Consider the following 20,871-nt stretch of genomic DNA (forward strand, 5'->3'; position numbering starts at 1 on the left):
GTTATGAAAATTAGTCAGGTATCAAAACAGACTCAGCTATCTGCCAAGTCGATTCGTCTTTATGAAGAGAAGGGACTGATCTCAGCCCCGTTAAGATCGGAGAACGGCTACCGGATTTACTCACGTAAACATATCGACGAGCTGTTGGTGATTGCCCGGGCAAAGCGGGTCGGTTTTACCCTTGATGAATGTAAGTCTCTGGTGAACTTTGCTAATGATCCTGAAAGGAGCAGCGCTGAAGTGAAAGCAAAGGCAAGAGAAAAGCTGGATGAAGTTAATGCCAAACTGACAGAGCTGAATGAGATAAAACAGCAACTGGAAGAGTGGGTGATGAAATGCCCCGGTAATGCCGGCTCTGACTGCCCCATTATTGATGACTTAACATCGTAATGTTTTCGCCCTGAAATCAGAAAAGCCACAGGAGACTGTGGCTTTTTTATCATTTTGTAACCTTCCCTGTTTTAATGGCACGGCACGTTAGAGTTTTTCCTGCTTTCGTGTCTTGCTAAATACTCCCATGGCGTCAGATCATTTAGTGAGTCATGGGGGCGTTCTTCGTTGTATTCTCTCATCCAGTTTTCTGTCAGCTCCCGAACTTCGCTGAGCGTTTTGAACAGGTACATATTCAGTATCTCTGTTCGATAAGTGCGGTTAAAACGTTCGATATAGGAGTTTTCAGTGGGCTTTCCAGGCCGTATAAACTCAAGCTCGATATCGTGTTCATCAGCCCAGCCAGCTAGCGTGGTTGAGATAAATTCTGGCCCATTGTCCATTCTCAGTTTTGCAGGCACGCCCCGCCAAGCGATGATGCGCTCAAGCACACGTACAACCCTAGGAGCTGGCAGGTTTAAATCCACTTCGATGGCGAGTACTTCACGATTAAAGTCATCCACAACATTAAAGGTGCGAAATCGTCTGCCACAGGCCAAAGCGTCACTCATGAAGTCGATAGACCAGCAACTGTTTATCCACTCCGGACACACCAATGGCGCCGGTTCTCGTTTAGGTAGCCGCTTTTTTCCTTTACGTCTCATGTTCAGCTTGAGTGAGCAGTAAATGCGGTAAACTCGCTTGTGATTCCATGGATACCCCCATCGTCTGAGAACTTTAAACAACTTGCCGAAGCCATACGCAGGATAACGTTCTACGGCTTCCTGAAGCTTCGCTATGACTTCGTCATCTCTGTGTGGGTCAGGCTTGTATCGATACACGGAATCACTGATGCCAACTGCGCGGCAGGCCATTTTTAAACTGACCTGAAACTGCTTGCGAACATACTCGACCAGTTCGCGTTTGACCGCTGGCTTTATAGCTTTTTTTCCAAAATATCTTTGACGATACGGTGCTCCAGACTAAGGTCGGCAAACATCTGTTTAAGCCTTCTGTTTTCATCTTCAAGCTCTTTCAGGCGTTTGATATCAGAGGCTTCCATACCGCCGTACTTGGATTTCCAGTTATAGTAAGTGGCATCAGAAATACCGTATTCACGACAAACTTCGTTGACCTTTCGGCCAGCTTCCACTTCCTTCAATATCTTGACGATTTGTGTCTCAGTGTAGCGCGATCTTTTCATCATGCGTTCTCCGTTTCTTTCAGTGTAAACGGAAAAGCTCTAATTGCTAGCGGCCAGTATTTTGGGGAGGGTTACAATTTGATGAGTAGCACTGAGTGCATTATTTAACGGTTGGGCTCCGGTGCTATGGTGAGGACAATTCCGTTTACATCAGTGACCACTACCATGGTACCTGCCGGAATATCTTCGTCGCATCTGGCTGACCATAGGGAGTCACCAAGGCGGATACGGCAGTTGCCTCTCTGTACATCCTTTTCCAGACGCACGGTTTTACCCAGCAGTTGAGCCTGCTTCTGGTTCAGTTCCCTTTCTGAGTCCGATTTTTTGTTTCTAGCGAACAGAGAAAGAGGCTGCTTTATGCATAATAATAATTCAAGAACATTATATGAAGGAATTTTAAGATATTGATGAATTACCACATTCTTTACATGTATATGTCTCTTCAGCATTGCCATTATATCCACTACCGACACCTGTCGAGTTCATTGTAAAAATATCAATAAGGAGACGAATTGTCCTGAATAAAAAAGACTGACTTAATGTGAATGTTTGTGGTACTTCAGGTGTATTCTGAGAAACTGAAGCGTGGTCAGTAAATTTTCTACAGACTTCGCAGTAATAGTATTGTTTCTGGTGTTCTTTCATAAGTTTTCTCTTAGAAAAATTAAGTTTAACTCCACAATTAGTAATTAATTACACTTTTACTAGTTGATTTGTTGTAGAGACAGATAATAGTTTACGACTTACACATATACATATACATATACATAAAGAGTCTTATTTCGAGTGATCACGCATATGCCCTATGTGAAAAATTAATCAATTATCCAGGTTAATAATGCGTTCGGCAGAATCAATGGTTTCTTTTCGATGAGCAATTAATATTTTGGTCATAAATAATTTTCTCATATTATCATTAATTGCCATTTCATTTCTTTGGTCTAAGTGGCTCGTTGATTCGTCTAAACACAATATTTTAGGTTTTTTATACAGTGCTCTAGCAAGATACAAACGCTGTAATTGCCCTCCCGAAAAATAACTACCCATATCACCAATCAAGGAGTGTAGTTTCATAGGGAGGTGCTGTATATCCTCCCAAATGCAAGCATTTTTACAACTTTCAATTAGGTGTTTCTCATCATAATTCGAGTCAAACATAGTTAAGCTCTCTGATAACGTGCCTGAAAGAAGCTTATCATCTTGCATAACAGCACCAAAACTTCCTCTGTACTCACTCAGTGATAATTGACTAACGTCAATACTATCAAGAAAAACTTTTCCTGATGTTGGTTTTAATAGACCAAGAATAATCTTCATCAATGTACTTTTTCCACACCCAGATGAACCTATTATGACGACACTTTCACCGGCTTTTATTTCTATGTTCACATCTTTCAAAATCCACTCGCCGCTATCAGTATATCTGAAAGATAAATTTTCAACCTTTATGTGGCCCTTTATTTCCCTTGGTAGCATTATACTAGAGTTATATTTTTCCTTTTTCTCCAAAGTAATATCGGATATGCGTTCTAAATGCAGCGAGAGTAACTTAAAAGCAATTATTTTATCTAAAAACGCTGTCATACTTGATGTGAACTGGCCCTTATAAGCGATAAATGCTAACATCATACCAACTGTAAGAGAACCTTCCATTACAGACAGTGCTCCTAGATAAATAACTAAAGTTGCTTCTAATCCCCAAATTAGTCTGGATATTGCTCCTTCTGTGATATTTAACCTTCCCAGCCTAATATCAGCGTTGATAACTTCTGCATATCTATTTAACCATGTGTTCTGCCGTGTTGTCTCATGGCTAAACAACTTTATTGGTTGAATTGCTCGAATTGACTCCAAAAAGGCTGAGTCTTCCTTTGCGGAAGCAACAATTGATTCTTCAACAATGCGCCTATTAGGATAAAAAAACAGTAATTGAATGAGAAATGAAATAATAACAATAACTGATACAAGTCCTGATAATATGGGACTATAAAAATACATCATTACTAAGACAACAATAGCAACTAATCCGTCAATGATAGTCTCTATAATGCCAGTTGTAAGTAAATCACGAATAGAGTTCAATGAGCTAAATCTTGATACAACATCACCAATATGACGCTTTTCAAAGTAACCAAGTGAAAGCCGCATCAAATGGTTAAACAAGTTAGCACCCATTTGTATGTTCATACAGCTGTTAAGCCTGATAGTTAGCCAACTTCTCGCAGAACTTATAATTATCTGTATTACGACTAGAATAAAGTATCCTATAGCTAATACTATAAGCAATGCTTTATCATTGCTAAGAAGAACGTTGTCAATAACCATTTGCATATAGTATGGTGACAGCAATGCTATAAATTGGAGCATTATAGAGAGAAGAAAAAGGAGAGATAAAGTGCGTTTCAATCCAATTATTTTCTCCCAAAGATGACTGATCTGCATTTTTTGACGGACATCTTTCTTTTTAAAATCTGATGTAAGTGTGAGCTCTAAAGCTACACCAGTATATGAGTCACTAAACTGACGATACGTTAGCTTACGTTTTCCAATAGCGGGATCATTGATGAAAAAACTGCTGTTAGTTACCTTGGTTAATACTACGAAATGATCTAAATCCCAATGTATTACACAAGGTAAGTTTAATTTGGATACTGAATCAAAATCGCATTTGACAGCACGTGGAGTTAAGTGAAGCTTAGTAGATACTTCCATGAGCTGTTTGAGGCTCATGCCTTGAAAGCCAGTTACGGAGTACTTTCTAATAGTTGAGATATTTATTTGATAACCATAATATGATGAAACCATCGCTAGAGAAGCTAAACCACACTCTGCAACTTCAGATTGTAATATTAACGGAACTCGCTTTCTTCCCGTGAAATTGAGTAATTCCAGTGGATTTATTGGCTTCACAACTTTGAGTTTTACTTTTTGGTAATTCATCCTAGCTTGCCTTTTACTGAATAAATAGGATCAAGTAACCACTCTAGTAATGTCCGTTTTTCTAAAATTATATCTACGTCGGCGATCATTCCAACTTTCAGTGGAAACTTTTTTCCATAGGCAATAACTGACTGATTAAAAATTTTTGCCCTTACTCTATACATGGCTTCATCAAATTTTATAGGAAAAATTTTATCGCTAGGAAGTACCAAAGCCTGATCTATACTTATTATTTCTCCTCTCGCTAAGCCAAACTTTTGGTACGGGAAAGCATCAAAGCGAATTTGAATCGGATCACCAGATTTTACAAAACCTGCAGATTTAGTTGGTAAAAGTAGTTCTATTTCCAAAGTGGAGTTAGCGGGAATAATACTGAGAATAGGGGAGTTAGCATTTACTCTAGTACCTGGATCTAATTGAATAGCTGAAACAACTCCGGACTCTGGAGCTATTTTTATGAAGTTATATCTACTATTTAGATCTACTAATTTTGCATTCAACTCTGATTTTTTTCGATTGATTCCTGTGAGTGTTAGAAGTTCTTGATCGGGAATAGAATTCATTTCTGATTTCAAAGATGATATATCAATATTAACTGCATTTATTTCTATTTCTAATCTGTCAATACTCTCTAAAGCATCTAAATATTCTTCTTGTGCGATGTTAAGTTGAACTTTTGAGAGATAACCTTTTTTACTCAAGGTTGTTTCATTCTCTAGTTTTTCTTTTTTTAACTTAATTTTTCTATTGCTAGTGGCTCTGGCTTTCTTCAATAATTCTAGATTATCTTTTTTCTGAATAATTTGGTGTTCTATTTGATGCAATTTCTCTAGTGATAACTTTTTATTAATTGCAAGTTCGATTTCAAGTTCACGTAGTTGATTTTTTATTTCCTTACTTATAATAATAAATAGATCTATTCCGGTAGATAAAGTTTCACTATTTCTAATCTTTACTATGGCTTGCCCTTTAACAACAAAGTCCCCTTCTGATACTAGAATTTTATCAATAACTCCTGAACGCTCTGAATAAACTTTGATCAAGCCTTTTTTCGGTATTAAATACCCTTTTACATTCTCTTTTCTAGAGTAGGTAGATTGAGTTAGATATATGGATACTACAGAGAATATAAATAAAATAAAAAATACAGCCACGTAAAATGATATTGGGTTAGATAACACGACATCTCCAGATATTCTACTCACTCTAGCTTTGAAAACTTCTTTTCTAAATATCATGTTATCTCCATATGAAATGTTATATTAACTTATTAATTAATATGGCGTTTTCAGTATTTAGTGGATGGCCAAAATAATGAAAGTATAAGCTATGCTATACATAAATAATTTATATCTTAATCGTGTCATATAGTTTTTGAAATTATATTTTTGGCATTTGCCGTATTTTAAACTAGCTCATGATATTACCATAAATCAAGTGTCACTTACTTTAAATAACAGTAATTCAGTAAAAGATATTATTCTCCTCTTCTATATTGTAATCTTATTAAATCCATGTTTAATATGTTTTGTTAATCTACTTTACTATATCTTTTGCTGTATTTTCTTAAGTTGATTCCCCTTTGTGATGTGTTATCCAAATATTATAAATGATTTGAGGTACATTAAGCTACACATTAGAGGTCTAGAGGTTCTTAATAGGGTTTTATATATTTTTAATGAGAATGAGTTAGGGGGTGTTAATTAAGAAATAATATATTTGTAGCTTAGGAAGTATTGAGCTTTATATTCAAATACTAGAGCTGTTTGTAAAGTGATGGTTATTTTTTAACTAGGCTAAAGTAGGATAGAAACATGAAAAAAGTAATATGTTCGAAAGTTCAGACGTTGGATCCAAGTGACTTGGAGTTAGTAGTCGGTGGTAAAGGAATCGATCCAAAAACTAAAGAACTATCTGACAAACTAAATGGTAAAATCTGCGAAGCACTTAATCCGGGAAAGGGTTCAAAAGTTAATGATCGCAGTATTTGTGATGGGTGTGCAGCCGGAGCATCTGAGCTTCACGAGGCTTCTGATAAGGAGTCTCAAACTAAGGCTAAGGTAAATGATAGTAAAAATCGTCATGGCTGCAATTCGCGTGCTAGTAGTAGCAGCAATAGCGGTGGCAGCGGCAGTAGCCGAGTTATATGTACTTATTTCTATAAGAAGGGGATGCTTGAACGAGACGTATGGCGAGCGGACTTGGAGTTCACCGAACGATATTTATCAAAGATTACAGTGAAAGGATATCATTATTGGGCCATTCCATATGTTGAACTTATGCGAAAGAGGTCTTTCTTTGAAAAGATCATGCTGCCTATTGCTAAGTATCGTGCATATGAGTTGGCATATAAAATGAAAATGCGCGAGAAAGGGTCTTTGATAGGAAAATTGATTCGACTAACTTTTGAACCAACTTGTTATCTAATAGGGTTGTTCTGTGAGCAGAAGGATTGGAGCAAGTTGTGGGTTAATCAATAAATAATATATTATAACTTCAATAAAGGTATTACTATACCTTTATTGAAGTTATATTCTTATTATCTCTTTACTATGGAATTTTCATGAAGAAGTTTGTTTTTTTGATAATGTTATTTATTTTTTTTCTATAGTGTTTACTACTATATAAATGAAAATAGTGAGTTAATATATCCAAAGTGTACTGATGGCAAAAATATTATTGAAACAGAAGTTACTTTTTTTATAGACAAAAAAACACTGAATAATTATAACGAAGAATTCATAAATAATAGAATTGAATTGTTCATTAAAGCCTCTAATGATGTTTTAAGCCGAACCTGCATAAATTTATCTCGTAAGATTACGAGAATTGAATATCTCAACTTGGGAGAAGTACCATCTAGCGGTAAGGGCTATGCGCTGCTATACGATCGGTTGTTAAGTAGAATGCCTATTGAACAAAAAAAAGAGCATATAACAAAGCTAAATAAGTTTGTGGTTGTAATTTATGATGATTTAAATGATGAAAATATTGGTTATACGTATCCATATGTTGCAAATAGAATTGCACTGATATCCATGAGAGCTGGCATATATACAATGGAACATGAGCTTGGTCACTTAGCTTTAGCTGGGCATGAAAAAGAATATAGTAATAAGGTTAACTCTGGCCCAAGAATTGCGCATGCCTATAGCTGCGGTAACTATAGAAGTATCATGAATGAAAACTCATCAGAAGGGATGTTATCGGGTTTTTACTCAGATCCTAATACTTTATCTGGCCGTCAGAAATGTGGCGACAAAATATACGCGAACAACTCGGAGCAACTTCGTAGATGGAGGGGGTTCCTTATAAGAAAAATAGAGTTACAAAGAAAAATAAGAGATTTATAAAATGAAGCTATCTTTTATAGATTGTATATACTTGTTTGATGATTATTTACTTATGGATAAAATGGAAGATATTTTAGAATATATTGACGAGAGAAATAGTGGTTCTAAAATTGGGTTGGAAGAAGATGGTATAGTACCTAATTACTACCATTTTATTTGGTTGGGAAGTATAAATGATGAAAATTTGGAATATCTATTTATATGGAAAGAGCTTGGAGCTAGTATCATTTTATGGATAGATAGCTCTACTAAGTACAGCTCTATTAGAAATGAGCTCCTTGACATGATAAGTGCTCGATATAATATTAGTCATCTCAAAGCACAAGATGTTCTTTATAAGTTTTCAGTTTCTCAAAATTTAGTTACTTTGGACGATGCAATAGTTTCATACATTGACCAATATTTGCCTGACTTAAAATGTCGACTTGATGTAATAGAAGCTGAATATTTATCCAAAAAATCAGAACTTGAACAGCATTTCACTGTAGTAGATATTTTTCCAGATTATACTATTTTTGAAAATAGGAAAGAACGGAAATATTTTTTGTATGAGACAATATTGAGAGGAAACTTTGCTGCTGCAAGTGACATTGTCCGATTATTAATTTTGTGGAATTATGGTGGTGTTTACGTGGATGTTGATACCTTGCCAAGTATAAACTTTGATTATAAGTATTTTCAGCGTAAATACAGTATCCCTAAGTCAATAATGAACATTCTCGATGTTTATGTGAGTTATAACCTTACATTACGTAATCGATATTGCAAGAATGTAGGTGATGACAAACTTGATTATTGTAAGTCATTGCTTATGGGCTTATCCCCACAATTAATACCAGAGATTAACAAAACCTTATTAGATGGTGACGTGAACTTTATTGCTCCAGAATTACCTTTAGTTCATAAGTCACTAATTAGTATTTCAGCCTCAAAGAATGCATTACTTGAGTTTAATAACAACATTATTGCATGTCATGAAAAATCTAAAATTATTAGATTGATATTAAGAGAAATTAGAAGGAGATATACATATTGCGAAAGGAATGGAATTATTTCTTTAGACTTAACGAAAATTAAAAAACAAAGTAACACCTATTATAAAAGGTTGTCAAACTATAGACACGATGGATTTGACGATAAAGATGAAGCGACCTTGATTTTGACAGGTCCTTCATTAATATTAGAAGTGTTATTAGGTTGTGCATATAAGGTGGCAAAATTAGATGAGACTATCCTTCCTGACTCAATATCGTATGCATTTCGTATAAACGATTTTAATTTATGCTATAGTGACCAAACTATGTTTACTTTAAAGCATATTAATTCTTCATGGATGCCTCAATGAAAACTTTAACTATAGTTATAGCTACTATTTTATCTTTTTCAGTTTGTGCAAAAAATTATGAACAAGAGAGAATTTTTGCCGACTGGACTTGTTACAATGATGGCGCTAATAGTGCAGTATTTAGTAAAACACAATACAATAACTCATCTTTTCATGAAGTTATTTATACTATTGTTTTGAAAGATGACAGTGGTGAAGTTTTGGAGTTTAAGACTGAAATCTCTGGTACTTGGACGTTAGAGAAGGATGAGATAATACATATAGTTGATAGCAAGAATCTTCAAGCAATAAATGAACAAGCTAGGATTTATTTGCCCACATTAAAAAATGACATTGAAAGTACTGAGCCGTACTCTTCATTTTTACATGAATTAAGTGATGACTTTATGAGTTTTTGGTCTAGTCGTAATGGTATATTGTATTGTATTAGAGATAGAGATTATTAAATGTATCATTTCTTTAAATAGGCTGTTTTTGCATTTCGATTTTTCACACTACGGGCTAGTTGAGTAAATGAAAATTTAAGAATAATATACTTATCTTTGGTTGCCAGTAGTACATACTAAGAGGCATCTTTTTTCTAATCTATTGTAAGATAACTTTATTTTACGTCTGCATTTTTGTTCAAGGATTTGCCCAGCTAGAGGACTCCTAGCATAGAAGCTTACACGGGTTTATGCTGAAGTCACTCGGTGGATTAATTGCTTATTGTTTGATATCAGAAAAGGCACCACATGAACGCTGAAAAAATATCGTTCATGTGGTGCCTTAATCGGTTTCTGGTTACTTAGTTCATGTTAAGAATTTGATATATAGCACTGTTATGAACAACTTAACTGCTGGATTCCGGCGCTATGGTGAGAATTATTCCGTTTACATCAGTGACCACGACCATGGTACCTGCCGGAATGTCCTGATCGCATCTGGCAGACCATGTGGAGTCACCAAGGCGGATACGGCAGTTGCCTCTCTGTACATCCTCTTCCAGACGCACGGTTTTACCCAGCAGTTGAGCCTGTTTATGGTTCAGCTCCCTTTCTGAGTCGGACTTCTTGTCTTTCTTAAACTGATATCGCCACCATGCCCAGGTGGATATCAATGAGAAAGAGGCAAATGAGACCCACTGAAGCTGCCAGCCGATAGGGAGCACTGCCAGAATCGCACCAACCAGTACTGCTGAAATGCCCAGCCATAAGAAATAGCCGGCGGTTCCCAGCAGCTCACCCAGCAGCAAAAACAGGCCGAATGCTATCCAGTGCCAGTGATTAACTTGCTGTAGTAGTTCTATCAAGAGTTATCCTTTTTATCTGAGCTTTGTTTAAACATTTCAGCAATACCCGCTACTGACCCCATCAGTCCGGTTGCTTCTAGTGGCAGCATAATAATTTTGCCATTTTCTGCCTGTCCGATAGATTTAATGGCTTCGGTATAGCCCTGCGCAATAAAGTAGTTTACCGCCTGCATATCACCCTGAGCAATGGCGTTTGAAACCATCTCAGTCGCTTTGGCTTCTGCTTCAGCAGCACGCTCACGGGCTTCAGCTTGCAGGATCGCCGCTTGTTTTTCACCTTCAGCCCGGAGGATCTCTGACTGCTTATGACCCTCTGCACGCAGGATTTCAGCTTGTCTGACACCTTCCGCTTCCAGTACATCTGCCCTTTTATTACGTTCCGCTTTCATCTGAGCGTTCATGGCGGCGGTCAGGTCTGCCGGTGGCTGCACGTCTTTAATTTCGATACGGGTAACTTTCACTCCCCACGGATTGGTCGCTTCATCCACGATAGCCAGCAGCTTAACGTTGATCATATCCCTTTGGCTGAGCATCTCATCCAGCTCCATTGAACCAAGAACCGTACGTATATTGGTCAGGGTCAGGTTGCGGATCGCGTGCTCCAGATCATTTACCTCATAAGCGGCTTTTGCTGCGTCGATAACCTGTACAAAACAGACGGCGTCTATGGTTACGTTAGCGTTATCTTTTGAGATCACTTCCTGAGCCGGAATATCCAGAACCCGCTCCATCATATTGATCTTTGAGCCGACACTATCCACAAACGGAATAATCAGGTTAATGCCCGGTTTGAGGGTATGGGTGTATCGTCCAAATCGTTCAATGGTCCAGTTGTTGCCCTGAGGAACGGTTTTCACTCCTGCAGCGATAAATGCAACAACAACAAAAATCAAAATTCCTATGGTAATGAGTACATCAATAGTCATGATTAGTCCTTTATGTGATGAAAAGTGGCGGTCAGAATTTTCTCACATTTCATTGCTCTGAGTTAGAGAACGCAATGATTTTGTTACAATTTTTAATTCGACAGGAAAGAGTATAGTCGGGAATATAGGGGCTGGTGGAAAGCCCCTGTCAAAAATTGGATCAGTACAGCAAAGAATAGAGGTTTCTGCGGTATTTGGCGGCAACAGCATTGCCTTGCCCTAGTGCTGACAAAATATCCATAAAGGCTTTTTTAACTTCACCGTCAAGGGCATTTAGATCTCTGCTCAGGAATACCCAAAGAAGTTGCAGCGCTTCCTCACTGCGGTTTACCTGATGATACTGCAGGGCTAGTTCGCATGCCGTTGCGATATCGTCAGGTGTCTCTCTTAACCGGCTTTCCAGTGCCTGAATCTCAGGGCTGTCTGCTGCTTGTTCATGCAGATCCAGCTTTGCGACCAAGCCTTTATAGTAATTGTCCTGATACTCCAGCGGAATGTTACCCAGCAATACTTTTGCCTGATCAAATTGCTGAGTTTCCAGCAGGCAGTCTGCTGTCGCCAGTTTGATATCACCACGATTCTTAAACTCATCAGAAAGCCCCGCCAGAAGGGTAAGTGCCTCACTATGTTCACCAGCCTGAATCTTCAGTTGTGCCTGCTGTATGGCAAGTTCGTCCTGACTTGGCAGGTGTTTAACTAACATGGCGCTAATGGCCTCAAGAGTCTGAGGGCCGCCAAGTCCGTCAACGGGCTGACCTTTCACAAACAGAGCTATGGTAGGTAGCGCCTGTACACCAAACTGTCCGGCAATCATCTGTTCCTGCTCGCAGTTAAGCAGGGCAAGGGTAAATGCACCGGCATATTGCTGAGCCAGATTTTGTAGTGATGGAATAATATCGGCACTTTCAGGCACGGCGGGTGCCCAGAAATGGAGAAGTACTGGCTTTTGTGCTGACTGTTCTAATGTCTGGCGGAAGTTCTGCTCATTTAACTCCACGATAAACTCGGAATGCATACTTAGTCCTTAACGGTTAGGGTACTGATTAAGTATGGGTTTATAGGGTAAAAATCAATAGAGCAGAAACAAAAAATGCCCCTTTTCAGGAGCATTTAATGTTTGATATGGCAGAGGTGCTACAGAGATAACAGTAAAACTAGCGCAACACCTATACCAATCCAGTTTAGTTGATTTAATGTCATCTTCTTCACCAAATGTAGCGCTAAAAATGAGGTGGTACAGTTCACCTCTACAGTATGGAGAAGAGTGTATATACATTGTATGACGCTTTTATGACAAACCGTGTCATATTGCCATATTAGTTTTTCTGACAGCCCTTAAGCTGCCTTTCGCAGAATAGAGTCCAGCCATTTGGTCGGTAAAATCCGCCGTAACACGGCAAACACCTTGGTCGGTGTTGTGACGGGATAACGTATTTTCGGGTTGTCAGACTCCAGTGCGTGCAGCAGCGGTTCTACGATCGCTTCTGCCGGCAGAACAAAGCGGTTGTTAGAGCTTTCTTGCTGCAGGCGGTCTATCTGCTGCTGATATGCCTGACTATGGACACTGTTTTCTTCATCGATCCACTGGCGGAATTTTTTCAGTGCCGTTGCGCGAAACTGAGTTTCAATTGGCCCCGGTTGGATCAGGGATATGTTGATATTGCTGTTGTGTAGCTCCAGACGAAGGGTATCCGTCCAGCCTTCGAGAGCAAATTTAGAGGCGTTATACGCTCCGCGGTATTTCATTGCAGCAAAACCCAGAACTGAGCTGTTCTGAATAATTCGTCCCTGTTGCTGCTTCCTCATATAGGGAAGTACCTCACAAACCAGCTGATGCCAGCCAAACAGGTTGGTTTCGAACTGTTCTCTCAGGGCTTCTACAGGTAAATCTTCCAGTGCTCCGGCCTGACCGTAAGCACCATTATTAAACAGTGCGTAGAGGTTACCATTGCAGATCTCCATAGTTTGCGACACTGCGTTACGGATACTGTCAGAGTCGCTCAGATCTAACTGGATACAAGTAAGTCCTTCCTGCTGAAGTCTGGCGACATCTTCAGCATATCGGCAGGATGCAATCACCAGATAACCTTTGTTGTGCAGAGCGTGGGCGCAGGCGTAGCCAATGCCGGTAGAGCAGCCGGTAATGAGTATGGATTTTTGTGTCATTGTTATATTTGTTCTTATTTTATCGAGTAATTAGTGTTGTGGAACAGGTTGCTAAGGGCCGGCTCCAGCCTTGAGTAGTTAAAGTGAAAACCGAGTTCAGTCAGGCGTTTGGGCTTAGAGTGAATACTGTCAAACAGCAGGCAACTGGCTTCACCCATGGCTAAGGTGAACAGCCATTTGGGTGTCACCATAAACAGAGGCCGGCGCAGGGTTCTGGCTAAAGTGCGGCTGAAATGTTTATTGGTAACCGGGTGAGGCGCATTGAAGTTGAAATGCCCTTTGGCATGAGGAGTTTCAAGCAGATAGACAATACCCCGCACCATATCCTGAATATGAATCCATGGCATAAACTGATCGCCTTTACCCAGAACAGAGCCCATTCCAAACTGAAATGGCGGTAACATGGCTTTTAGTGCGCCCCCCTGAAGCCCCAGAACCAGTCCGGTTCTCAGCATACAGACACGGGTTTTATCGGATTCAGCTTTAATAGCGATTGATTCCCAGGCGGAACAGACGTGGTGGGTAAAGCCTTCGTGATAAACATGCAGCGATTCATCAAACGGGTGCTGCTGCTGATCGCCGTAATAACCCACGGCAGAACCACTGATAAACACTTCCGGTGGCTCGGTACTGGCGTGAATAAGCTCCACCAGTTTTTCTGTTATCCCCCAGCGGCTCTGACAGATTTTCTTTTTCTGCTTGTTGCTCCAGCGCTTTCCGGCGATGGGTTCACCAGCCAGATTAATAATGGCATCAAATTGATTGAAGTCCTGATAATCATCCAGACTGTCGATATAGGTGATGTTTCTTAGATCGGTATGATAAAGCTTCTTTTTTGCCGCTGATATATCCCTTGTCAGTAGCACTATCTGATGCGTACTCAGGTATTTAACCAACTCAGAACCTACAAAGCCTGTCCCGCCAGTCAGCAGAATCTGCATGATACCTCCTTGTATAAAAGGCTTAACTTTAACCCTGTTAAACGACTTTTGTTCACTATGTACCTTCTGTGGTAAGTAACTATCAGTATAGTCTCTGATTAGTAGAATAAATAGTTGCTGATAACCCTATAAAATGTCTGGTAACACGGGGAACCGAAGAGGAAACGTGTCGGTTGTACAGGTTATGCTAATTTAAGATGTTAAATATCTCATTTTTGTAAAAAAGCGCGGAATTCAGTCACTGTATTTCATATAGTTACTGATAACAATACGAAATATTTCAGGGAGAGAGAATGAAAGCGTTAGTTGCTTTATTTAAAGCAATGTTAGGAAGTCTGCGTGATCTGCTTCCTATTGTGTTCGTGATTGGATTTTTCCAGTTAGTCGTTCTGCAGGAGCCCTTACCAAATATACTGCCAATCTTGTTCGGGCTGATTTTAGTCGTGCTCGGTTTAACCTTTTTTGTATTTGGTCTGGAGATGGGGCTGTTCCCTATCGGTGAGTCTATGGCTCACGCCTTTGCCCGTAAAGGCAGCATCTTCTGGCTTATCTTGTTTGCATTCTGTCTGGGGTTCGGAACCACCATAGCAGAACCCGCGCTGACCGCCGTCTCCGCTGAAGCAGCACAAGTTGCCGCTGAAGGCGGTATGATTCCCCATACTGAAGATGAAATGTCCGGCTATGCAAACGGCCTGCGTTTTACTGTTGCCTTGTCTGTCGGCATCGCTATTGTGCTGGGGGTGGTACGTATTATTAAAGGGTGGCCGATTCATATTATGATCATCGGCGGCTATGTCGGTGTGGTTATCCTGACATGGTTTGCTCCTGAGAATATTATTGGTATCGCCTATGATTCAGGCGGGGTAACGACTTCCACCATTACTGTGCCACTGGTAACCGCTCTTGGTGTCGGGCTGGCTTCTGCCATTAAAGGACGAAATCCTATGCTGGACGGGTTTGGTCTGATCGCTTTTGCCTCCCTGCTGCCAATGATGTTCGTGATGATATACGGGATGGTGTTGACATGATTAGTCCTGCTATTTTTATTGATACCTTTATCTCGACTGTCAAAGATGTGCTGCCAATTGCCACCATTATTTTTGGCTTCCAGATTGCTATTTTACGAAAACCGGTCGCCAACCTGCCTACGGTAATTCTCGGCTTTTTCTACGTGATACTGGGGTTATCACTATTCCTGATAGGGCTTGATCTGGCACTGTTCCCGTTAGGCGAGACCATGGCTCAGCAGCTTACTGCGCCGGATTTTCTTTACTCATTTAAGGATAGCCTGACCGAGTCACTGAGCTGGATCGATTACTATTGGGTTTATCTGTTTGCTTTTGCCATAGGGTTTAGTACCACCATCGCAGAACCTTCCCTTATTGCGGTGGCGATTAAGGCGAATCAGGTTTCCGGTGGCGCAATCAGTGTAAACGGGTTGCGAATAGCCGTAGCAATCGGTGTGGCCGTCGGGATCTCACTTGGTAGCTACCGGATTGTGGTGGGAGACCCGATTCACTATTACATTATTGTCGGATATATCGTGGTGGTGATTCAGACCTATTTCGCGCCTAAGCTGATCGTGCCTCTGGCTTACGATTCAGGAGGAGTAACGACCTCGACTGTGACTGTACCTCTGGTTACGGCACTGGGGCTTGGTCTGGCCTCTACGGTTCCGGGACGAAACCCCATGATAGATGGATTTGGCTTAATCGCCTTTGCCAGTTTATTCCCAATCATTTCAGTGATGGCGTACGCTCAGATTACGCAATGGTTGAACTCAAAATCAAAATCGAAGGAGAGCGAGAATGCGCTTTAAACTTCTTATAGCCTTTGTTGAAGATACAAAGACAGATGCCGTACTGGACGCTGCCCGCTCAGCCGGAGCAACTGGTGCAACGGTCATTAATAACGCCAGAGGGGAAGGTCTTAACCAGAAAACCACCTTCTTCGGTTTAACCCTTGAAGTACAGCGTGATGTAGTGCTGTTTGTGGTAGAGGAACATTTGTCCAGACAGATACTGGAGACCATCAATGAGGTTGGTGAATTTGATGATCAGTCAGGGCAGGGTATTGCAATTCAGATAGATATAGAAGATGCCGTTGGTGTTGCGCATCAGGTCGAAACATTAACTAAAGTGGTAGAGGAAGAGTTATGAGCCAACAGAGTATAATCCGCGTCCGTGACGTTATGGCAAATTCCTATGTGATGGTAGATGGATTAACCACCGTTGAGGAAGGAATCAAACTGGCGCGTGAGCATGTGGTGAAAGCCCTTGTCGTTAATAAACGTAATGAAGACGACGAGTACGGTATTGTTCTGATGAATGATATTGCCAAAAAAGTGCTGGCGAAAAACCGCTCCAGTGAGCGAACCAATATTTACGAAATTATGACTAAACCTGCTTTGACTGTAAGCCCGGACATGAATGTGAAGTACTGTGCCCGGCTGTTTGAACGCTTTGGTGTCAGCCGTGCTCCTGTAGTGGAAGACGGCAAAATTATCGGTATGGTGAGTTACAACAATATTGTTGTAAACGGAATGGCCCTGCTGTAACCGGTTCAGATTGCTTTCACACTAACGCTCAATCCTGTTGTCCGGCTTGATTTGCCTTCAATCAGGATTGAGCTGCCCTTCCCCTTGGATGTACAATCAGCAAAAGCGAAATAAGTGAGGATATATGAAGCTATTTTTTGCCTCTGATTTACATGGTTCTCTTCCCGCAACAGAACAAGTGCTGGAAAAATTCCGTAGTTCCGGTGCTGAGCACTTGGTTCTGCTGGGGGACATTCTTAATCACGGCCCGAGAAATCCGGTTCCTGAAGGTTATCAGCCTGCGCAAGTTGCTGAGTTGCTGAACCAGTATGCCGAACAGATCATTGCGGTACGTGGCAACTGTGACAGCGAAGTGGATCAGATGTTGCTTAGCTTTCCAATGATGGAAAGTTACTCATGGGTATTGATGGAGAGTGGTCAGCGACTGTTTCTGACCCATGGTCACCTTTACAACAGTGATAACCGGCCTGTATTGAAGCGGGGAGATGTGATTGCCCATGGTCATACTCATATCCCTTGTGCTGAGTTAAAGGGCAAACAGTATATCTATAACCCCGGATCGGTAACCTTTCCTAAAGGGGGATTCCCTGCCAGTTATGGTACGCTGAACGGAAGTCAGCTGGAGGTCATCAGCTTCTCCGGTGAAGTTATTGCCTCGGTACGAATAGAAACCGTCTGATAAACAGGGGAGCCACTGTACGGCTCCTCTTCTCTTAACTCACTCTCTTTGCACCTCACGCACCTATGCTGATCTCTACATCTCAGCCGGAAAATGCTGTCATAGTACGGCGTTTGGTTCTCAAAAACGTAAGCTGATCAATTTTTTCTCTGTTATAGCCTTGAAATCACGCTTGTCACCCTTATTTATATCCAACAGAAAAGGGCGATTGTTTATGCCCAAGCAGAGTATTCTGCCGGAACCAAAATCTCATGGAGTTAAAATGAGCGAGACAACTACAGCAAATAAAGAAACTCGTGGCTTTCAGTCTGAAGTAAAACAACTACTTCACTTAATGATCCACTCACTTTACTCAAACAAAGAAATTTTCCTGCGCGAGCTGATCTCTAACGCATCGGATGCGTCTGATAAGCTGCGTTTTCAGGCTCTGTCTAATGCTGAACTCTATCAGGGTGATGCTGATCTGGGTGTGAAGCTGTCGTTTGATGCAGAAGCGAAAACGCTGACCGTATCCGATAACGGTATTGGTATGAGCCGTGACGATGTTATTGAGCATCTGGGTACTATCGCGAAGTCAGGTACTGCTGAGTTCTTCTCAAAACTATCTGAAGATCAGAGCAAAGATTCACAACTGATTGGTCAGTTTGGTGTTGGTTTCTACTCTGCGTTTATTGTTGCAGACGCAGTAACAGTACGTACCCGTGCTGCTGGTCTGGGTGCCGATGAAGCTGTTCAGTGGCACTCTTCCGGTGAAGGTGAATACACCATTGAGTCCATCACTAAAGAGAGCCGCGGAACTGATATCATTCTTCATATGCGTGAAGAGGGTGAAGAGTTTCTGTCCGAGTGGCGTCTGCGTGATGTCATCAGCAAGTACTCTGACCATATTGGCATTCCTGTTTCCATCTGGACGAAAGAGAAAGATGAAGAAGGCAATGAGAAAGAGGAAGGCAAGTGGGAGCAAATCAACAAGGCTCAGGCTCTGTGGACGCGCAACAAATCTGATATCTCTGAAGAAGAGTATAAAGAGTTCTATAAGCATGTTTCCCATGACTTTGCTGATCCGCTACTTTGGAGCCATAACCGCGTAGAAGGTAAGAACGACTACACCAGTCTGCTTTACATCCCGGCGAAAGCACCATGGGATATGATGAACCGCGATCATAAGAGCGGCCTGAAACTTTACGTTCAGCGCGTATTTATTATGGATGACGCTGAGCAGTTTATGCCTACTTACCTGCGCTTTGTGCGTGGCCTGATAGATTCCAATGATCTGCCACTGAACGTTTCCCGTGAAATTCTTCAGGACAACAAGGTTACTCAGTCTCTACGTAATGCTTGTAGTAAGCGTGTACTTACTATGCTTGAGCGTATGGCTAAGAATGATGAAGAGAAATATCTGTCATTCTGGAAAGAGTTTGGTCAGGTGCTGAAAGAAGGTCCTGCTGAAGATTTCTCAAACAAAGAGAAGATTGCCGGCCTGATGCGTTTTGCATCGACAGAGTCAGACACTTCAGAGCAGACAGTTTCTCTGGCTTCTTATGTTGAGCGCATGAAAGAAGAGCAGGATAAGATTTTCTACCTGACTGCAGACAGCTATGCGGCAGCGAAAAACAGCCCTCACCTTGAGCAGTTTAAGGCAAAAGGCATTGAAGTTATTCTGATGTACGATCGTATTGATGAGTGGCTGATGAACTACCTTACTGAGTTCGATGGTAAGCAGTTCCAGTCAATTACTAAAGCGGGCCTTGATCTGAGCAAGTTTGAAGACGATGCAGATAAAGAGAAGCAGAAAGAGACGGAAGAAGAGTTTAAGTCTGTTGTTGAGCGCACACAAACCTATCTGGGTGACCGTGTGAAAGAGGTTCGTACAACCTTTAAGCTTGCCTCTACCCCTGCCGTTGTTGTGACCGATGATTTCGAAATGGGTACTCAGATGGCTAAGTTGCTGGAAGCGGCTGGTCAGGATGTTCCTGAAGTGAAGTACATCTTCGAGATTAACCCTGAGCATGAGCTTGTGAAGCGTATGGCGGATGAAGCAGATGAAGAAGCATTCGGTCGCTGGGTTGAGCTGTTGCTTGGTCAGGCAATGCTGGCAGAACGTGGCTCAATGGAAGATCCTAGCCAGTTCCTGGGCGCAATTAACTCGCTTTTGACTAAGGTGTAATAACCTTAAGTCGCTAAATTAAGCTAAAAAGCACCATTTTGTTGCTATCTTGCAGTATCTTTAAGGTTTATTAAGGTATTTGCATAATTAGTGATAAATGGTGCTTCTTTAGTCTTAATCTGCACAATCCCCGCTAAAAGTGTGGTAAACTCTCAACCCTGAATGTGAGTTTTAAAATTTTTTTGAAAGTTTAATCTAACCTTATACCGAAACTTATCGTGGCAGATGTAAATTCTGCTCAGCTGTGAGCTTCGGTATAAATATCAAAACAAGAGGATATATCATGCGCATCATTCTTCTGGGTGCTCCGGGTGCAGGTAAAGGCACACAAGCTCAATTCATCATGGAAAAGTACGGTATTCCGCAAATTTCTACTGGTGATATGCTTCGTGCTGCTATCAAAGCAGGAACAGAGTTAGGTAAGAAAGCAAAATCAGTTATTGACGCTGGTCAGCTTGTATCTGATGACATCATCCTGAGTTTGATCAAAGAACGTATTGCTCAAGATGATTGTGAAAAAGGTTTTCTTCTGGACGGTTTCCCACGCACTATCCCACAGGCTGATGGCCTGAAAAACATGGGTGTAGCGGTAGACTACGTAATCGAATTTGATGTTGCAGACGATGTGATTGTAGAGCGTATGGCGGGTCGTCGTGCTCACCTTCCTTCTGGTCGTACTTACCACGTTACTTTTAATCCGCCGAAAGAAGAAGGCAAAGACGACGTAACTGGTGAGCCACTGGTAGTTCGTGATGATGATAAAGAAGAGACAGTACGCGCGCGCCTTGGTGTTTACCATGAGCAAACTGCTCCTCTTATCTCTTACTACGGTAACGAAGCAGAGCAGGGCAACACCACTTACCTGAAGTTTGATGGTACTAAGAAGGTTGCTGAAGTAAGTGCAGAGCTGGAAAAAGCACTTTCTTAATAGTC

General features: G+C 41.0%; 21 protein-coding genes. 12 read left to right on the forward strand and 9 right to left on the reverse strand.

What is annotated here, in order from left to right:
* Positions 1-3: 3 nt before the first annotated feature.
* Complete coding sequence (cueR, locus tag PK654_RS04225; RefSeq protein WP_271697840.1) at positions 4-390, forward strand: Cu(I)-responsive transcriptional regulator; 387 nt, start codon at positions 4-6, stop codon at positions 388-390.
* A 71-nt stretch (positions 391-461) separates the two neighbouring features.
* On the opposite strand, the gene PK654_RS04230 is transcribed toward cueR, so the two are convergent.
* The 4 genes from PK654_RS04230 to PK654_RS04245 form a co-directional block, all read right to left on the reverse strand.
* A protein-coding gene (locus PK654_RS04230) for an IS3 family transposase (RefSeq protein ID WP_333909662.1) occupies positions 462-1,573 on the reverse strand; the annotation gives its coding sequence in 2 pieces (ribosomal slippage) (positions 462-1,321 and positions 1,321-1,573; 1,113 coding nt in all).
* Between the two features lie 104 nt (positions 1,574-1,677).
* A complete protein-coding gene (locus PK654_RS04235; protein WP_271698785.1) occupies positions 1,678-2,028 on the reverse strand; it encodes an NfeD family protein in 351 nt (116 codons plus the stop codon).
* Positions 2,029-2,392: 364 nt separating this feature from the next.
* The gene (locus PK654_RS04240; protein WP_271697841.1) at positions 2,393-4,513 is read right to left on the reverse strand and encodes a peptidase domain-containing ABC transporter; all 2,121 of its coding nucleotides are present in this window, start codon (positions 4,511-4,513) and stop codon (positions 2,393-2,395) included.
* Positions 4,510-5,751, reverse strand: coding sequence for an HlyD family secretion protein (locus tag PK654_RS04245; RefSeq protein ID WP_271697842.1), 1,242 nt, complete (start codon positions 5,749-5,751; stop codon positions 4,510-4,512). Before PK654_RS04245 ends, PK654_RS04240 begins: the two co-directional genes overlap by 4 nt.
* A 576-nt stretch (positions 5,752-6,327) precedes the next feature.
* Between PK654_RS04245 and PK654_RS04250 the strand changes: the two genes are divergently transcribed.
* From PK654_RS04250 to PK654_RS04265, 4 genes are all read left to right on the forward strand, one after another.
* On the forward strand, positions 6,328-6,993 hold the full coding sequence (locus PK654_RS04250; protein ID WP_271697843.1) for a hypothetical protein: 666 nt from the start codon (positions 6,328-6,330) through the stop codon (positions 6,991-6,993).
* Between the two features lie 279 nt (positions 6,994-7,272).
* On the forward strand, positions 7,273-7,866 hold the full coding sequence (locus PK654_RS04255) for a hypothetical protein (protein WP_271697844.1): 594 nt from the start codon (positions 7,273-7,275) through the stop codon (positions 7,864-7,866).
* Between the two features lies 1 nt (position 7,867).
* Positions 7,868-9,211, forward strand: coding sequence for a TcdA/TcdB catalytic glycosyltransferase domain-containing protein (locus tag PK654_RS04260; RefSeq protein ID WP_271697845.1), 1,344 nt, complete (start codon positions 7,868-7,870; stop codon positions 9,209-9,211).
* Positions 9,208-9,657 (forward strand): hypothetical protein, encoded by a 450-nt coding sequence (locus tag PK654_RS04265; protein ID WP_271697847.1) that lies wholly within the window; start codon positions 9,208-9,210, stop codon positions 9,655-9,657. The genes PK654_RS04260 and PK654_RS04265 overlap by 4 nt, the downstream gene beginning before the upstream one ends.
* 386 nt (positions 9,658-10,043) lie before the next feature.
* Here the strand turns inward: PK654_RS04265 and PK654_RS04270 are convergent, their stop codons facing one another.
* The 5 genes from PK654_RS04270 to PK654_RS04290 all read right to left on the reverse strand — a co-directional run bounded on the left by PK654_RS04270 (position 10,044) and on the right by PK654_RS04290 (position 14,535).
* The gene (locus tag PK654_RS04270) at positions 10,044-10,502 is read right to left on the reverse strand and encodes an NfeD family protein (RefSeq protein ID WP_271697849.1); all 459 of its coding nucleotides are present in this window, start codon (positions 10,500-10,502) and stop codon (positions 10,044-10,046) included.
* Entirely contained in the window at positions 10,499-11,428 is a 930-nt protein-coding gene (locus PK654_RS04275; protein ID WP_271697850.1) for an SPFH domain-containing protein, read from the reverse strand. Before PK654_RS04275 ends, PK654_RS04270 begins: the two co-directional genes overlap by 4 nt.
* Before the next feature lie 160 nt (positions 11,429-11,588).
* Positions 11,589-12,443: a co-chaperone YbbN gene (locus tag PK654_RS04280; RefSeq protein ID WP_271697852.1), complete on the reverse strand. Its 855-nt coding sequence runs from the start codon at positions 12,441-12,443 to the stop codon at positions 11,589-11,591.
* Positions 12,444-12,763: 320 nt separating this feature from the next.
* Positions 12,764-13,594 carry an SDR family oxidoreductase gene (locus tag PK654_RS04285; protein ID WP_271697854.1) on the reverse strand — a complete coding sequence of 277 codons (831 nt, stop codon included), beginning with the start codon at positions 13,592-13,594 and terminating at the stop codon, positions 12,764-12,766.
* Positions 13,595-13,608: 14 nt separating this feature from the next.
* On the reverse strand, positions 13,609-14,535 hold the full coding sequence (locus PK654_RS04290; RefSeq protein WP_271697856.1) for a TIGR01777 family oxidoreductase: 927 nt from the start codon (positions 14,533-14,535) through the stop codon (positions 13,609-13,611).
* 293 nt (positions 14,536-14,828) lie between these two features.
* On the opposite strand from PK654_RS04290, the gene PK654_RS04295 reads away from it, so the two are divergent.
* From PK654_RS04295 to adk, 7 genes are all read left to right on the forward strand, one after another.
* Positions 14,829-15,563, forward strand: a complete 735-nt coding sequence (locus PK654_RS04295) for a DUF1538 domain-containing protein (RefSeq protein ID WP_271697857.1) — start codon at positions 14,829-14,831, stop codon at positions 15,561-15,563.
* Positions 15,560-16,354: a DUF1538 domain-containing protein gene (locus PK654_RS04300; protein ID WP_271697858.1), complete on the forward strand. Its 795-nt coding sequence runs from the start codon at positions 15,560-15,562 to the stop codon at positions 16,352-16,354. Before PK654_RS04295 ends, PK654_RS04300 begins: the two co-directional genes overlap by 4 nt.
* Positions 16,344-16,694 carry a P-II family nitrogen regulator gene (locus tag PK654_RS04305; protein ID WP_271697859.1) on the forward strand — a complete coding sequence of 117 codons (351 nt, stop codon included), beginning with the start codon at positions 16,344-16,346 and terminating at the stop codon, positions 16,692-16,694. Before PK654_RS04300 ends, PK654_RS04305 begins: the two co-directional genes overlap by 11 nt.
* On the forward strand, positions 16,691-17,092 hold the full coding sequence (locus tag PK654_RS04310; RefSeq protein WP_271697860.1) for a CBS domain-containing protein: 402 nt from the start codon (positions 16,691-16,693) through the stop codon (positions 17,090-17,092). Before PK654_RS04305 ends, PK654_RS04310 begins: the two co-directional genes overlap by 4 nt.
* A 124-nt stretch (positions 17,093-17,216) precedes the next feature.
* On the forward strand, positions 17,217-17,771 hold the full coding sequence (yfcE, locus tag PK654_RS04315; protein ID WP_271697861.1) for a phosphodiesterase: 555 nt from the start codon (positions 17,217-17,219) through the stop codon (positions 17,769-17,771).
* Positions 17,772-18,033: 262 nt separating this feature from the next.
* Positions 18,034-19,938, forward strand: coding sequence for a molecular chaperone HtpG (htpG, locus tag PK654_RS04320; RefSeq protein WP_271697862.1), 1,905 nt, complete (start codon positions 18,034-18,036; stop codon positions 19,936-19,938).
* 283 nt (positions 19,939-20,221) lie between these two features.
* Positions 20,222-20,866 (forward strand): adenylate kinase, encoded by a 645-nt coding sequence (gene adk, locus PK654_RS04325; protein ID WP_271697863.1) that lies wholly within the window; start codon positions 20,222-20,224, stop codon positions 20,864-20,866.
* Positions 20,867-20,871: the final 5 nt, after the last annotated feature.

This window comes from Vibrio sp. SCSIO 43137, from assembly GCF_028201475.1.
GTDB lineage: Bacteria > Pseudomonadota > Gammaproteobacteria > Enterobacterales > Vibrionaceae > Vibrio.